Source organism: Pseudomonas sp. BCA17, assembly GCF_004519405.1.
Taxonomy (GTDB): domain Bacteria; phylum Pseudomonadota; class Gammaproteobacteria; order Pseudomonadales; family Pseudomonadaceae; genus Aquipseudomonas.
Map to the genome: position 1 here is coordinate 129,187 of NZ_SGWI01000002.1, position 13,023 is coordinate 142,209.

The following is a 13,023-nucleotide window of genomic DNA, read 5'->3' on the forward strand; positions in this document are numbered from 1 at the left end:
TCAAAACGATGGGAGAGTCAGTGTCGGGCGCGATTTGATCGCCTCGACGAGTTCAGCTTCAGCCAGGTCGCCCGCGGACTCGCTCCGGAGCAGGTGTTGCAGTCCACGGTTGGCAATCACCGTTGACTGGTTTTTCGAGAATCCTGCCTCGCGCAAGAGCAACTCGAATTCTTTAAGGGAAGGAAGGCCGCCATGTGCCAGCTTCGACTTGATGGTGTCGGTGCGCGCCTCATCGTTGGCCGGTACCGTCACAATAGAAATTTCCACCAGGTCAAGCTTGGTGAGCGTGCGGATGCGGGTCTTCTCGTCGAAGCTCGATTCGCGCACGTAATAGCCGATGGAAAGACCAGTGATGGATCGGGACTTCATGCCGCGCATTGCGATGCGGGCATACGGCGCATCGGCAAGCCAGAGCTCGCCATCACCGAACAAGCCCTTGGTGTCCTCTTTCAGGGTATCCATGGACCAGGAACCGATTGGCTCGGCGGTGCGGTGCTGCCAGAGGACTGGTAAAGACCTGCCTTTCGCCTTGAGGTCGGCGATCGAATCAAGAAACGCCCCGGGCGCAACCACCTCGTTGTAACTGTCGACGACACCGAACACCGATCCGTAGCCAGAAAAAAGGCCGTCATCGCTGACAGCCTTCACGTCGTAATCAAATGAGCGGTACTTCACCGCCAAGGACTGGTCTTTCCGTTTCATTCCTGGTTCCCCTTGGGGGTTTCGTTGAGCCAGTCCAACAGCGCGGAACGGGCTTGCTGGGCATCGCCCGAGCCCTCGCCGAGCTTGTCGATCGGCAGCATGTTGGATTGAACGGTGAGCTTCGCTGCGTTACCGCCCATGGGTGCAAGGTTTTCCTTGATCCGGCAATCGTCGCGGGTATAGATGCCGTTTTGCGTCATGGAGCTGTAGAACGCGGCACGCGCAGCGCTGTCGGCGCGGAGCAGGCCCTCTGGGTTGAACTTCGCGTAAAACCGCCGCCGCTCATCGGGCCGCAGAAGGCGACGATTAATGCTCTGCTCGATTCGCTTCATCCAGGGAAGCAACGTAAAGCTCAGGAACCCAAGCATCTGCTGTTCCATGCCGGTGCCCCAGCTCGTGCTATTCGACGTGTGGCCCACCATCCAAGGAGGCACACGAAACCACCGGCAGATCTCTTCGACGTTGAAAGCTCGGGTTTGGAGCATTTGGGCATCTTCGGGCGTCATGGACACCTGCTGATATTTCATGCCAGCTTCCAGTACCATCGTCTTGCCGGTGTTCACCGCGCCGGCGAACTTGGCAGCCATGTCCTCTCGGATGTCCTCCCGCTGGGCTTTGTTGAGAATCTGGTCCGTGGACAGAACGCCGCCGAGTTTCATCCCGTTGGCAAACATCTTGCTGGCCGACTCATCGGCAGCCATAGCAGCCCCGAATACATTGCGACCCATGGCAAGCGGGCTCAGGCCGCACATGGGATCGGTCCCGAACCCACGCGTGTGCATCATTTGCTCATCGAGTAGCGTATGAGGCTTTCCCTCGCTGTCGATGAACCGGTATTCGATCGCGCCGTTGCTAGTGCGCCGAGGCGGAGAAACCGACTGAGGGAGGATAAACTCCAACGAAGACAGGTCGCGCCCCACCAAATGAGGCTCATTAAAACTGTTGCCGCTGAGCAGCAAGCTGGCAACCACACATTCCCAGAACTCAACAGGGGTTTGGTCGGCGTTCGGCTGCTGGCTGATCACCCGGTGCACGGGGTGCGAAGTGGCCACCTCTGGCACACCGTTCTTGTCTTCGTAAAGTGCGATCGGGAGGGTGGCCAGGGTTTCGGCGATGAGGCGTACGCAAGCCCACACCGTCGACAGCTGGAGCGCTGTCTGCTGGCTCACCGTTTTTCCCGACGCGGAATCAGTGCCGTAGTAACCATTCCAGAATGAAGCGTCACCCAGGCCAATGCGCCGACCTACCCAGCCAGCAAGCGAGGACTTAACAAACCCAGGCTCGGCGGATTTGAATAGGGCCTGGCGCAGGACTGACTTGATAGGTTTATTCACCAGTCAACCCCTTACGGATGAATCCAGCCGCAGCTAAGAAAGAAGCAGCGCAGGCGATGAGTGCCCAGCCTAGCCCTACCAAAACAAATACCCCGGCGACAAACAGGCACAGCGCGGCCACGGCCGCCACAATAAATAGAATCAGGCCTGTATCCATGGTTGTGTTATCCAACAATGATTGGTTTCGAAAAGAAGTCGCTAATGTTGCCGCTGCTGTCGTTGACCAGAATGAGGACCCTGCCAACTGCCATGATTGATGCCACGGCACCGTCGATCTTGTTGTCTTCACCCTGCTTGATTGGGCGAACAACGTCGTCGTTTCCTGGCAGGTTTTTGCCAATCACGTTACCGATGCACCAGGTCATGATCGGGTTACCGTCATGGTGGAACCGGCCGGCGGTGATAGCCGCCTCCAGTTCTTTCATGGGGTCCGACATGTTGGTGTAGTTCTGGGTGGTGGTTATCGGATTGAAACCCTCGTCATCGAGGTCGTGACTCAGGCCCGTAGCGCCGTGGGGGTCGATTGGTGACTCCCGCAGCGGTGCATGATGATTGGCCTCTTTCGTGTCCTCGAGAATCTCGCGATAGTCGATCTCTGCGCCGTCGGTGACCTCCAGATGCCCTGAGTTGATCCACGCCTGGAATCGCTCCGACATCCGCTTGTTATCGGTGTTGTAGGCGGTGTCGTATGGAACCCAGAACTTCGGGGCCACGCTGTAGTAATGAGTCTTGCCGTCGATGATCCGCCAAAAAATACGCGCGCGGGAGTTCATGTCCAGCTTGCGCGCTAGGTCGAAGCCTGCAATCCATTCCTGACCTTCGAACTGCTCCAGGGTCAGCGTGGTGTCTTCGCACGCCTTCCAGTCTTCCATGTTGAAGAAGCCGGCCTTCGCGCTGACCCACAGATTCAGGTGCTTGGTCTTGAACGTGTTGGTGAAGCGTGCCGAGCGAATTGCCCGGGCCTGCTGGCTTTCCAGGTATTCCTGGAACACCGACACTCCGTGGTTGGGGTTGGCCTTGGCCAACATTTTCGGGTCGGTCCAGTCATCGCCCTCATCCAGCGTCCAGATCCAGCCGAATAACTCATCGTCGGGCACCGTGCCCTCAAGCATTTCTATCACCTGGCGGCGCTTGTCGTAGCAAGGGCCTTCGATATCGGCGCCTGCTGTGGTGATGATGAACATCAACGGCTGCCGCCGGGCTCCCATACCAGTAAGCATGGTGTCGTACTGCGCCGAGGTCGGATGCTCGTGATATTCATCGACGATCGCGCAGCTTGGGGAAGCGCCGTCGCCAGGATTGCCGATCAGCGGCTCGAAGCGGCTGAAGTCTGACGGAATGTTCATGTTCGAGGCATTGACCTCAATGCCTGCGGCCTGAATCAGCATGGGCGACTTGCTCACCATCAGCTTGGCCGGGCGGAAAACCTCCCACGCTTGCTTCTCGGTGGTCGCGCCGGAATAGACCTCTGCACCGAACTCACCGTCGGCAACAAACATGCTGATGCCAACGCCGCCAGCCACGACTGACTTGCCATTCTTACGCGGAACTTCCCAGTAGCTTTCGCGGAACCGGCGGTGGCCACCCTTCTTTTTGACCCAGCCGAAGGTCACCGCCAGGCCGAAAAGTTGCCAAGGTTCCAGCGTGATCAGCTGACGCTTGAAGGCCCACTCACCCTTGGTGTGCGGCAGCAGCTGGATCAGTTTGAGTTTCTTCTCGGCCTTCGCAGGGTCGAACTTGAAACGGAAGCCGCGCTTGCGGCTTGCTGCCAGATCGTCGAAGTGGCGCTGCACCGCCAGGTGGATATACCGGCACGCCGGAACCTTGCCGCGCAACAGAGACCTTCCCCACGCCATTGCCTTGTCGACATTGGGGTGGGCAGATTTGGTCATCAGGTTCTCAGCAGATTGGCAAATTCGTTGGTTTCTTTCTCCTTGTTGCCGCCTATAAGTCGTGTGCGGCTGGCAGGGTCCAGGCCAAGCATCGACCCGAACGTCACCATTTGGCGCATCGTTTCATTGGCCGCCGTCAGCGCGGGGTTCTTCATCGGCCCTCCCATAGCACCAGTGACGACGATGCCGTGCTCGGCAATGGACTCCTGTGCCATGCGCCAGTTGTCATAGGCCGAGCAGAAGGCTTCAACGTTGTGCAGGTCCGTGATCGCCACCACGTTTTCGCGCAGCAGCTCCGGGACAATCATGTTCCACATGGTGGCGGCCCGAGGGCTGAACCACTCAGGTGGGTCGATTTGGGTGATCTTGGAAAACTGTGGCTCAGCTGTATTCAGCGCACGCTTGCCAGGGTTTCCGGCGAGTGCTTTTTTGGCCGTTGGCTTGGGTTTGCGACCACGGCCGGCGACCGTGGCGGTGCCTCCCATCGCGCAACTCCTGATTTTTTAATTTCGCGGGTGTAAAAAAACGATTGAGGGCGCGGTCTAGAAGCGAAAAGGCCCAAACTTTCGACCCTCCCCCTCCCCTTCTGCGCGAATCGTTCTCATTTGATCGATTTTCGCTGGTTTTTCTGTGATTTTTTGCTTTCAGCGCCGGGAATTGCCGAAACCGCCATCCTCGGAGGCTGTTTTACTGGAGTGGCATGGGCCACACAGGCTCTGCCAGTTGTCCCGATCCCAGAACAGGGTCATGTCACCCTTGTGAGGAATGATGTGGTCAACATCAGTCGCCGCGACCACCTTGCCTGCCTGCTCGCAGCACCTGCACAACGGGTGCTTGGCCAGCCAACCTGCCCGGGCCTGCTGCCACTTGTAGTTGTAGTGGCGCTTGGTGCTGCTCTCTCGAGGCTTGGCCCAGGTCGAACTCTTGAGTAGGTGGGCATGTTCATCGCAGTACCGAGAGTTGCGTGTCAGCGTGTTGCAGCCCTGGGCATTGCATGGCTTCTGCGGCCTCAGCGGCACGGTGAGCCGTCCATGTAAGTCAGCGGCCGGGCATCAGGGTCTTGCTCTGCCTGGTCCTCCGCCAGAGCCTGGATCAGCATCGCCTGATGCTTCTCCATCCGCTCCAGCAGTGCGGTTTGCTTCTTCAGCTCGGCCAGCATCTCGACCTGTAAGCAGTTCGCTTGCTCGCTCATATGCCAGCCTCGTCATCTTGTTGATCCATTCGCGCCGGGCGGCGCATCCACTGCAAGCCATCACTGACCTACTCGGTTGAGGGCTTCATCTGCCTTGTCGGCTGCCTGGGCTGCGGTAGTCGCCGCCCTCGATGCCTTGTCAGCAGCGGTGCCAGTCTTGCGGGTCAGCTCTTCAAGGCGCTTATCCCGCTCTTCCATGGCTGTGTCGTAGGCCTTGCGAATGTCTTCGACCTGCTTGCCCTGCTTATCTGCGAGCGACCAGTAGCTGACCTGGTAGCCAAGCACAGCACCACCACCAACCAGCAGCACGGCAATGGCCCAGACCTCGGCCCGCCTCCACCACCGGCGGGCAATGAATTCCAGTGCGCATCTGTCCATCAGGCGATACCTCCAAGCTTGGTGCGCAGGCGGTGGATCTCTTCGCTCTGCAGCGTGACGCGCTCGGTAAGTTGGCCGACCTGGCTGGTGAGGGCTTCGATCTTCCCTTCCATCCTGCCAACTGCCGCGGCGAGATCGTTCCGCTCTTTCGCGAACTGATCGGCGCGGGCCTCGGCTTCTTTACGGGCTGAGCGCTCTTGGTTCAGCAGCTCATTGAGCCGGCGCAGCGTACCGATATCGGCGTTATCCATGGCCCGATCGGTCGCGTCTTTAGATAGGAACTTGCGAAGCCAGAGCAGTCCGCCCAGCACGACAGTGGCACTACCGCCCAGCCAGGTAGCTGTGCCTGGCCCGAGGTCAGTAGGATCCATCCGATACTCCAGAAACGAAAAAGCCCCGCACAGTGGCGGGGCTCAGAATTTTTGGTCGTCTCTCATAACGCGCAAGATCGACATGATGGGGTTAATTTACGGCCAGTCGGCCAATGGGTCAAGCGGCATCTACAAAGATTTGTTCGCTGTCGAATATCTCGGTCGCATGGATCACGGCCTGCTCTTCGAGCTTCTCCAAACGTTTGTGGATTCCGCCTCGCCAATTGCGGCGTGTGCGCTCCGGGGAGCCAGCCAGATCCCAGGTGTTCATGTCGTAGAACTCGGCGGGCAGCACTATCATGTCAGTGGAGCGCTTACCAGCCTGCACGCCCTTCAGCTTCGGTATGGCCCATGCCGTCAACGCCTTATAGATGAACAGTTGAGGCGCCGGTGACACCATGCGGGCCACCAGCCTGCCGATGGCGCCGACCTTGTTGGCCTTGTGTGTTGAGTACTTGGCCACCAGGACATCCCACTGCGCAGCGTCCAACTGACGGTGCAGCAGCGCATACAGGCAGCAGTCATAGTCGAACTTGTCACGCACTGACAGGGTGCTGCCGGTACCGCCCTGGCGCAGATCGGCGTCGATCAGCTTCTGCCATGACTGCTTGGTGCTGTTGTCGATGTTGTCTGCTGCCAGCACCCGAACCAGGGTGCCCATCACGTCCTTATACATAGCCATGGCTCAATCCCCTGTGAAGTTGGTGGCGCCTGGGCCACGGCGGTTGTTCTGTTCGTAATAGCTGCTGACATCGGTGGATCGAACCGGTCCTGGCTGGACGCGCATACCGTTGGCCTGCTGACACGCAGCAGTGAGGGCGGTGCCCAATTGAAACACCAGATCCTGAAGCGCCAAAGCCTGGCCATCATCGAAGCGAACCCAACCGGACGCATTGCACTGAGAGCAGTCAATCTGGTGAAAAACCCCACTGACGAAGGCCTTCCCTTTGCAGGCTGGACAAGAGGCCAGCGGGACTATTTCCTTCTTGAAGGCGGGGCCATGCTGCTTTTTCATCATTTTTAAACCTCGCCTATGGTTGATTCTTGAACGGCCTTGCAGCCCTTGATTTCCGTGGCTTCCAGCGAATTACCGGAATCTCCGGATCTAACGGCGGTCAACCCGTGAATCAGTGCAAAACCACGCTGGTCTAGATGCGCGTGCCACTTCTCCAGGGCATCGCGCTTGCGGCCCATCACATTCGACTGGATGTATACCTTCACGTTGTGGCCCATGGCGTGGTTGATCAGCAGCTCGCCAATCAGGTGGTCGATGCCGATGTCTGCCCAACCGGTCCTGGCTACCTTGCGCAAGTCGTGACTGGTCCACTCACCTTGGCCCAGGCGCGTGAAGACGGCGCTGGCCTGGCCTTCGCTCAGTGACTTGCCATTGCGCGCCGGGAACACGTACTGGCCGTCATAGCCATTGGCGTACTGCCAGTCGCGGTAGCGCTTAAGGATCTCGCACATCTGCTCGGTCAGCGGCAGGTGATGCTCGACGCCCGTCTTGGTGTGGTCGCCAGGAATGAACCATTCGCGCTCGGCCAGGCTGACGTGCGGCCATTGCGTCAACCGGCTTTCACCGATGCGCGTGCCGTGGCAGAGCATCAAAAGGGCCAACATGGCGTCACGCGGCGTCGATACGAACACGTCCGCCAACTGCTCGAGCAAGTCAGGCAACTGGACGCCGCGCAGTCGAGACGGCTTGATCCCGACCTTGGCCTTGGAGAAGTCGCTGAACTTGATGCCGGCCATGGGGTTGGAACCGATCAGCTCAAGCTTGAATGCCTGGCGAAAGGCCAGAGCCAGTAGCTGGAACACCAGTCGCACGTAGTCGATAGATAGCGTCTCCTGCAACGGCCACATCAACTGGCTGTCGAGCGCAGCCTTGTCCACGCTGGTCAACGGCAACTCGCCAAGGCGCGGGATCAGATGGCACTTGATCGCTGAAGCGCCGGTCTTCTTGCGCTTGCTGGACAGATTACGATCCCTCGACATGCGCTCCGCGTACCAGCCCAGCAACTCACCCACCGTCACCCATTGCGAGATGGCGGCTCCATGCTCTGCCCCAACACGCAAGCGTATCGCCGGAAGCTCTGCGATCACCTGCTTGGTGTTCAGTTCGGGGAAGGTGCCGATGCGGTACCAGTGGCGTTTGTTCACCAAGTACCAGGAGCCTCGGGCACGATTCTTGGCGAACCGAAAGTGCAGCGCCGGGTGACTGGCGTCCCGCAGGTCACGCACATGCTCAAGCTTGGCATTGCGGTGAATCTCCGCGTCCGAGAGCTTCACCGTCAGGGTTTTGATCTGGGTGTTCACGCGGACACCCCCTGGACTTTGAGCAAGCCCTTGCCGATCCAGTGCAGCTGGGTCTCGGCCAATGCGCGCAGCAGGTCAGCCACTTCAAACTCACCACGCTTGCGGCCGTCGATGATCGAATGGCAGCTATCGCACGCAAAGCAGGCAATCACGTCAGGTCCTTTCATGCCTATCCCCTTCTGCCCGCAGGGGATGTGTGCCAGAACGATGGTGTCATCATCATAGCCGCAACCAGCCAAGCGTAATGTGCAGGCCTGGCCACGAGCAGACTCGCGGAGCTTCTTGGACTCGACTCTCATTCCTGCTCCCCGGCGGTTTTCCGCTCCAGCTCGATCAGCAACTCAAGAAAGTGCTTCGCCTTCTCCAAGTCAGCCAGGCCACCCTTCTCACGCCAGCGGGTCACGTATTTGATGACACTGCCCTCGGCGAAAGGAATGCTGTTCGCGTGGATGTATTCAATTGGCTGGATTTTTAGCGCCTTGTAATGATCACCAGACACCTGCTTTTCGAGTGCGCTCATCAGTGCTTTTCCTTTGTTTTGTAGCGATCGGCCATGCTGGTGACCTTCGCGGCTCGGGGTGGCTCAACCCATCCCGCTGCAAGTTGTTCGAACCGGCTGTACTGACCGAGAAACGCAGCGCGGACAGTGCCACCTGCGATGTCGCGACCTTTGCCGATGATGATCTCGGCAATACCTTTTGCCTCGGAGTGCTCGTGATAAACCTCGTCGCGGTAGACGAAGAGGATGATGTCGGCGTCCTGCTCAATAGCGCCGGATTCGCGCAGGTCGGAGCACATTGGGCGCTTGTTCGGACGCTCTTCGCACTTACGCGAAAGCTGGCTAAGCAGGATCACCGGGATACCCAACTCGCGAGCCATGAGCTTCGCGGTGCGGGTCATATGGCTGACTTCCTGCTCGCGGCTGAACGTGCGTGAGTCGGAGTCGACCAACTGCAGGTAATCGATCACCATCAGGTCAAGGCCGTAACGGCGCTTGTGACGACGCGCAGCGGCGCGCATCCGGTTCATCGACATCGATGCGCGGTCAGACAGGTACAGATTGGAATGCTTGAGCTTTGCAGCGGCGCCCATGAGCTCAGCGCCGTAGTCGTGTGGAGCCTTGCCGTTCTTGATCAGTTGAAGCGGGATACGGCCTTCGGACGCCATGAATCGATCCATCAGACCGGTGTTATCCATTTCGAGACTGAACGCCATTACGCTCTTGCCTTCGCGGATAGCTGCGTTGGACGCAATGTTCATCGCCAGGGTGGTTTTACCCATGGCAGGACGCCCGGCTATGATGATCAGCTGGCCAGGCTTCAAACCTTGGAGCTTTTCGTCCAAATCGGGAATTCCGGTGGATAAGCCGTCAATCTCATCTCCTCGGTCAGCGCGAGCCTGAAGCACCTCGATGTAGTCATCCAGGATGTCCTCAGCCTTGATCACCTCGGACGTGGCCGACTGACTGTCAACCGCCTGGGCCTCAGCCTGTACTGCGGCGACCTTGTCCGCTGTAGGCTGATCGCCATAGGCGATGTCGTTGATCCGGACGCTCAGCTCAATCAGCGATCTGTCTAGGCTTCGCTCACGGACGGTTCCGGCGTAGGAAGCAGCGTTCGCAACGCTGGGGGTGTTCCGGGCAATCTCGGCGGCATATGCGAAGGATGGAGAACCACACGGTAGGTCACCGACGCGAGCGCCAATAGTGACAATGTCCACAGGCTGGCCAGCGCCGTGCAAGTCCAAAATGCCGCGGTAGATTGCGGCGTTGTCCGCGTAATAGAAATCTTCGACGGCCAGGTCAGCGCTGAGCAAGTCGATCAGCTCGGGGCGTAGGAACATTGCGCCCAACACACCGTGTTCGGCTTCGAGGCTGTAGGGGTCACGCATTGTAATTACCCTCCACGACCTTGACGAAACCAGAAGGCGAAATCAGGAAATCGAACGTTGCACGAAAAGGCGTTGAGCCCGGCTTTGCAGTCGAGCGCCCCATCAGGAAGTCCGATTGAGCGACGATGCCGAAGTAATCAACCCAGAAATCCAGGCACTGGTGAACATCGCTCTGGTTCCATCGGGCACGAATTTGTTTCTTGCGAGTATCGGATACGAGAACTACCGCTGGCAGCGATGGAGTGAGCAGCTTGTTGAACAAATCAACGATGTCCTGAATCGGGCAAGACGGCGACCTAGGAACGCGGTTGCCATCCTGTGACGGTTCACTTGATGGTTCTATTACGGTTCTGGGTGCGGCTGCTGCGGGGGGGGTGTGCTTCTCCTGCGGGGGTGGTGGTGCATCTGCTGCGGGGCGCACCTCCTGCGGGGGTGCATATGCTGCGGGGGTCAGGGTGTACATAGTCGAGCGACCCATACGCTCGCGAAATGACAGAATCCCGGAGACGCCAAGCCACTTGATTGCCGATTGAACCGTGCGCTCTCCCAAGCAAGTGCGCTCAGCGATTCGAGCAACTGAAGGCCAGCACACACCCTCGTCGTTTGCATTGTCAGCCAGCGATATCAAGACAGCCTTCTGCGGGCCACTCATGCCTTGCAACGGCCAGCACAGGCTCATGATGATGGTGCTCATGCGGAAACATCCTGGGCATGTGCCAGAGATGCCTTCAAGTGATTGAGGCATGCCCGGCGGAATTGAGATTTGGATACCTGCGAGTATTGGCCGCCAATCAGAAGGGCGGCATTCATCGCGGCAGACTGGTTCACGTCGTGGTGTCGCGACACCTTTTCAGGCTCTACGGAAAGTGTCGCGACACCCCCATAACTATTGACTGCGGTGGCGTTATTGGTCATTATTCACCTCGAAATGAAGCTGTACTGAACCGCCCTGCCAGGCGGTTTTTTTATGTCTGCGATTTGGGCACTGTATGAATTAACAGCTGCCCTAATTCACTATCGGTTTATGCTGTGCGGTCGGATAATTGCCGCCACTGCCAATTTCTGGGCACCTCAAGCAGCCTTGCGCTTTGCCTTTGCTACTTTTTTGTGGAGGGCCACGATGGCAGTCCCAACCTCGTAGCTAACAGTGCTGCCCTTGGTGATTCTGAAAATCGTGGGCTGAGTCGTGCCGCACTGCTTAGCGATGCGCTCCTGGCTCCAGCCTTGCTCAGTCAAATAGCCGAGCATCTCTGTAATGGTCATAAGGGCCTACTAATGCGATTTGTAATATCTGCGATAATACGCAACCGAATTACATCAAGCAATACACTTCGACCTCCTTTAATACGCCGGGTCGAAACGATGACGATCGCAGTGCGTCTGCGCACGAAAATGATGGAAAAGGATTTATCGGAAAACGAGCTGGGCCGCAGATCGGGAGTGCCTCAGCCAACAATTCATAGAATCTTGAACGGCGATAGCACCACTCCACGAAAGGCAACTCTTGAAAAACTCGCCAGGGCTTTGGGGGTTACGCCTGAATGGCTGTTGTTTGGCCCTGCCCACGGGAATGTGTTATCTGTTGCGCAACCCTACAAGGAAGCCAAGGAGTATCCTTTGATAAGCTGGGTAGCTGCAGGTGCGTGGGCAGAGTCTTGTGATAACGGGCATCCTCATGAAAGGATCGCAAGCGACGTAAATGCTGGTCCAAACGGCTATTGGCTTGAGGTCCAGGGGGATTCAATGACGCCTGTCCAGGGGAATGGCTTCACTCCAGGAATGCGGGTGCTTATCAAGCCGGAAGACTTCGATCTGGTGAGCGGCAAGTTCTACATCGCCCGCCTACGGCGCGACGGCGAGAAAACGCTCAAGCAATATGTGAGAGACGCCGGTGTCGGATATCTGAAGCCGCTTAATCCCGACTACCAAATGCTCGTAATGGATGACTCTGTGGAGATTATCGGTCGTGTAGTGGATGTGAAGTACCCAAATTCCTTCCTGTAGCTGCTTACCCTCCTCAATGCGAAATCCCGCCAAGCTGCGGGATTTTTTTTGGTTCGATCAAAAATCTATTCGCTTTTGCATTAATACAGCTTGACCCTTTTAATTCGCTTCCGTATTGTTCGCTCCATCGCCGGATAACAACCGGCCAGGTGGAAGGCAGCGATGAACCGGCCTCAACGGTTCAGAGGGTTGGCAACTGACCCGGGCGTGCAGCGTAAAGCGCCAAGACAGTTATCCAGCGGGGTAAGCCGCGGCTGGAGGAACAATTTGATGGGGCCGGCGACCACGCCAGCAGCGGGAAACTGGCCAACATCGCTGACGCAACAAACCCGACCTGTCGCCAGTAGCGAGGTCGGGGTTTCACCGACTGGCCTTGGCGACAGGACCAGACGGGAAACCAACCGGGAGTCACAACGATGGACGAAATCATCAGCGGCGCATGGAAGGGTCATCTCGGACGCGGCCTTGCGCCAAAAGAAGTTCAGTACCTACTCGGCACTGCCCAGGGCATGACGGCCAAGGAGATTGCCCGCCAGTTCGACGTGGCGGCCTGCACCGTGGCCAAGCGCCTTTCTTGCGCAATGTTCAAGCTTGGCGTGACCCGCCAGACCGCCGCTGTTGCCGAGGCCATGCGCCGACAAATCATCTCACCAGTGTGCTTTGTTCTGGCCAGTCTGATCGCCATGCACTCAATGATCGGTGACGACGCTATGCGCCGTGATCGCCGAACGCCAGAGCGCCGTACCGCCCAGGTACGAATGGTGCGCCAGGCTGAACGACCAACGCTCACCGCCTAAACGAAAGCATCACCTCTGCCCATTCGTTGAGTGGGCTTTGGGATGCGGACGCCAACCCAGCAGACGCTGGACACCTGCATGCAACAAACCTTTAGAGCGGTGGCCACTGCCAACCCAGTGAGCGAACAACGGAGGATTGGCAGCCAT

20 protein-coding genes are annotated in these 13,023 nt (G+C 58.1%); 3 read left to right on the top strand and 17 right to left on the bottom strand.

The window, feature by feature from the left end; all coding sequences use genetic code 11:
- From EXW71_RS09380 to EXW71_RS09420, 10 genes are all read right to left on the bottom strand, one after another.
- The gene (locus tag EXW71_RS09380; RefSeq protein WP_134658170.1) at positions 1-702 is read right to left on the bottom strand and encodes an HK97 family phage prohead protease; all 702 of its coding nucleotides are present in this window, start codon (positions 700-702) and stop codon (positions 1-3) included.
- Positions 699-2,036, bottom strand: a complete 1,338-nt coding sequence (locus EXW71_RS09385; RefSeq protein WP_134658172.1) for a phage portal protein — start codon at positions 2,034-2,036, stop codon at positions 699-701. Before EXW71_RS09385 ends, EXW71_RS09380 begins: the two co-directional genes overlap by 4 nt.
- Positions 2,029-2,193 (bottom strand): hypothetical protein, encoded by a 165-nt coding sequence (locus tag EXW71_RS28770; RefSeq protein ID WP_162834933.1) that lies wholly within the window; start codon positions 2,191-2,193, stop codon positions 2,029-2,031. The genes EXW71_RS09385 and EXW71_RS28770 overlap by 8 nt, the downstream gene beginning before the upstream one ends.
- Before the next feature lie 7 nt (positions 2,194-2,200).
- Positions 2,201-3,928: a terminase large subunit gene (locus EXW71_RS09390; RefSeq protein ID WP_134658174.1), complete on the bottom strand. Its 1,728-nt coding sequence runs from the start codon at positions 3,926-3,928 to the stop codon at positions 2,201-2,203.
- Positions 3,928-4,413 (bottom strand): phage terminase small subunit P27 family, encoded by a 486-nt coding sequence (locus tag EXW71_RS09395; RefSeq protein WP_134658176.1) that lies wholly within the window; start codon positions 4,411-4,413, stop codon positions 3,928-3,930. Before EXW71_RS09395 ends, EXW71_RS09390 begins: the two co-directional genes overlap by 1 nt.
- Before the next feature lie 159 nt (positions 4,414-4,572).
- A complete protein-coding gene (locus EXW71_RS09400) occupies positions 4,573-4,947 on the bottom strand; it encodes an HNH endonuclease signature motif containing protein (protein ID WP_134658178.1) in 375 nt (124 codons plus the stop codon).
- On the bottom strand, positions 4,938-5,120 hold the full coding sequence (locus EXW71_RS09405; protein WP_134658180.1) for a hypothetical protein: 183 nt from the start codon (positions 5,118-5,120) through the stop codon (positions 4,938-4,940). The genes EXW71_RS09400 and EXW71_RS09405 overlap by 10 nt, the downstream gene beginning before the upstream one ends.
- Positions 5,121-5,180: 60 nt before the next feature.
- Positions 5,181-5,498, bottom strand: coding sequence for a hypothetical protein (locus EXW71_RS09410; RefSeq protein ID WP_134658182.1), 318 nt, complete (start codon positions 5,496-5,498; stop codon positions 5,181-5,183).
- Positions 5,498-5,869, bottom strand: a complete 372-nt coding sequence (locus EXW71_RS09415; protein WP_047711381.1) for a chemotaxis protein — start codon at positions 5,867-5,869, stop codon at positions 5,498-5,500. Before EXW71_RS09415 ends, EXW71_RS09410 begins: the two co-directional genes overlap by 1 nt.
- 118 nt (positions 5,870-5,987) lie before the next feature.
- Complete coding sequence (locus EXW71_RS09420; RefSeq protein ID WP_134658184.1) at positions 5,988-6,551, bottom strand: hypothetical protein; 564 nt, start codon at positions 6,549-6,551, stop codon at positions 5,988-5,990.
- 147 nt (positions 6,552-6,698) lie between these two features.
- Here EXW71_RS09420 and EXW71_RS28775 point away from each other — a divergent pair, with 147 nt between their 5' ends.
- Positions 6,699-6,893 (top strand): hypothetical protein, encoded by a 195-nt coding sequence (locus EXW71_RS28775; protein ID WP_167665838.1) that lies wholly within the window; start codon positions 6,699-6,701, stop codon positions 6,891-6,893.
- Here EXW71_RS28775 and EXW71_RS09430 read toward each other — a convergent pair.
- The 7 genes from EXW71_RS09430 to EXW71_RS09460 all read right to left on the bottom strand — a co-directional run bounded on the left by EXW71_RS09430 (position 6,890) and on the right by EXW71_RS09460 (position 11,338).
- Complete coding sequence (locus EXW71_RS09430) at positions 6,890-8,185, bottom strand: site-specific integrase (RefSeq protein WP_134658186.1); 1,296 nt, start codon at positions 8,183-8,185, stop codon at positions 6,890-6,892. The genes EXW71_RS28775 and EXW71_RS09430 overlap by 4 nt on opposite strands.
- Complete coding sequence (locus EXW71_RS09435; protein ID WP_134658188.1) at positions 8,182-8,484, bottom strand: nuclease domain-containing protein; 303 nt, start codon at positions 8,482-8,484, stop codon at positions 8,182-8,184. The genes EXW71_RS09430 and EXW71_RS09435 overlap by 4 nt, the downstream gene beginning before the upstream one ends.
- Positions 8,481-8,705, bottom strand: a complete 225-nt coding sequence (locus tag EXW71_RS09440; protein ID WP_134658190.1) for a DUF3310 domain-containing protein — start codon at positions 8,703-8,705, stop codon at positions 8,481-8,483. Before EXW71_RS09440 ends, EXW71_RS09435 begins: the two co-directional genes overlap by 4 nt.
- The gene (dnaB, locus tag EXW71_RS09445; RefSeq protein WP_134658192.1) at positions 8,705-10,075 is read right to left on the bottom strand and encodes a replicative DNA helicase; all 1,371 of its coding nucleotides are present in this window, start codon (positions 10,073-10,075) and stop codon (positions 8,705-8,707) included. Before dnaB ends, EXW71_RS09440 begins: the two co-directional genes overlap by 1 nt.
- Positions 10,068-10,769, bottom strand: a complete 702-nt coding sequence (locus EXW71_RS09450) for a helix-turn-helix domain-containing protein (protein ID WP_134658194.1) — start codon at positions 10,767-10,769, stop codon at positions 10,068-10,070. Before EXW71_RS09450 ends, dnaB begins: the two co-directional genes overlap by 8 nt.
- Complete coding sequence (locus EXW71_RS09455; RefSeq protein ID WP_134658196.1) at positions 10,766-10,990, bottom strand: hypothetical protein; 225 nt, start codon at positions 10,988-10,990, stop codon at positions 10,766-10,768. Before EXW71_RS09455 ends, EXW71_RS09450 begins: the two co-directional genes overlap by 4 nt.
- 156 nt (positions 10,991-11,146) lie before the next feature.
- Positions 11,147-11,338: a helix-turn-helix transcriptional regulator gene (locus EXW71_RS09460; protein ID WP_134658198.1), complete on the bottom strand. Its 192-nt coding sequence runs from the start codon at positions 11,336-11,338 to the stop codon at positions 11,147-11,149.
- 99 nt (positions 11,339-11,437) lie between these two features.
- Between EXW71_RS09460 and EXW71_RS09465 the strand changes: the two genes are divergently transcribed.
- Positions 11,438-12,079 (top strand): LexA family transcriptional regulator, encoded by a 642-nt coding sequence (locus EXW71_RS09465; RefSeq protein WP_256658207.1) that lies wholly within the window; start codon positions 11,438-11,440, stop codon positions 12,077-12,079.
- Positions 12,080-12,495: 416 nt separating this feature from the next.
- Entirely contained in the window at positions 12,496-12,876 is a 381-nt protein-coding gene (locus EXW71_RS09470; RefSeq protein WP_134658202.1) for a LuxR C-terminal-related transcriptional regulator, read from the top strand.
- Positions 12,877-13,023: the final 147 nt, after the last annotated feature.

Coding starts and splice junctions, on each gene's coding strand:
- EXW71_RS09470 (WP_134658202.1), top strand. CDS start 12,496: ATGGACGAAATCATCAGCGGCGCATGGAAGGGTCATCTCGGACGCGGC.
- EXW71_RS09410 (WP_134658182.1), bottom strand. CDS start 5,498: ATGGACAGATGCGCACTGGAATTCATTGCCCGCCGGTGGTGGAGGCGG.
- EXW71_RS09390 (WP_134658174.1), bottom strand. CDS start 3,928: ATGACCAAATCTGCCCACCCCAATGTCGACAAGGCAATGGCGTGGGGA.
- EXW71_RS09435 (WP_134658188.1), bottom strand. CDS start 8,484: ATGAGAGTCGAGTCCAAGAAGCTCCGCGAGTCTGCTCGTGGCCAGGCC.
- EXW71_RS09415 (WP_047711381.1), bottom strand. CDS start 5,869: ATGGATCCTACTGACCTCGGGCCAGGCACAGCTACCTGGCTGGGCGGT.
- EXW71_RS09405 (WP_134658180.1), bottom strand. CDS start 5,120: ATGAGCGAGCAAGCGAACTGCTTACAGGTCGAGATGCTGGCCGAGCTG.
- dnaB (WP_134658192.1), bottom strand. CDS start 10,075: ATGCGTGACCCCTACAGCCTCGAAGCCGAACACGGTGTGTTGGGCGCA.
- EXW71_RS09460 (WP_134658198.1), bottom strand. CDS start 11,338: ATGACCATTACAGAGATGCTCGGCTATTTGACTGAGCAAGGCTGGAGC.
- EXW71_RS09380 (WP_134658170.1), bottom strand. CDS start 702: ATGAAACGGAAAGACCAGTCCTTGGCGGTGAAGTACCGCTCATTTGAT.
- EXW71_RS09440 (WP_134658190.1), bottom strand. CDS start 8,705: ATGAGCGCACTCGAAAAGCAGGTGTCTGGTGATCATTACAAGGCGCTA.
- EXW71_RS28770 (WP_162834933.1), bottom strand. CDS start 2,193: ATGGATACAGGCCTGATTCTATTTATTGTGGCGGCCGTGGCCGCGCTG.
- EXW71_RS09420 (WP_134658184.1), bottom strand. CDS start 6,551: ATGGCTATGTATAAGGACGTGATGGGCACCCTGGTTCGGGTGCTGGCA.
- EXW71_RS09455 (WP_134658196.1), bottom strand. CDS start 10,990: ATGACCAATAACGCCACCGCAGTCAATAGTTATGGGGGTGTCGCGACA.
- EXW71_RS09465 (WP_256658207.1), top strand. CDS start 11,438: ATGACGATCGCAGTGCGTCTGCGCACGAAAATGATGGAAAAGGATTTA.
- EXW71_RS09395 (WP_134658176.1), bottom strand. CDS start 4,413: ATGGGAGGCACCGCCACGGTCGCCGGCCGTGGTCGCAAACCCAAGCCA.
- EXW71_RS09450 (WP_134658194.1), bottom strand. CDS start 10,769: ATGAGCACCATCATCATGAGCCTGTGCTGGCCGTTGCAAGGCATGAGT.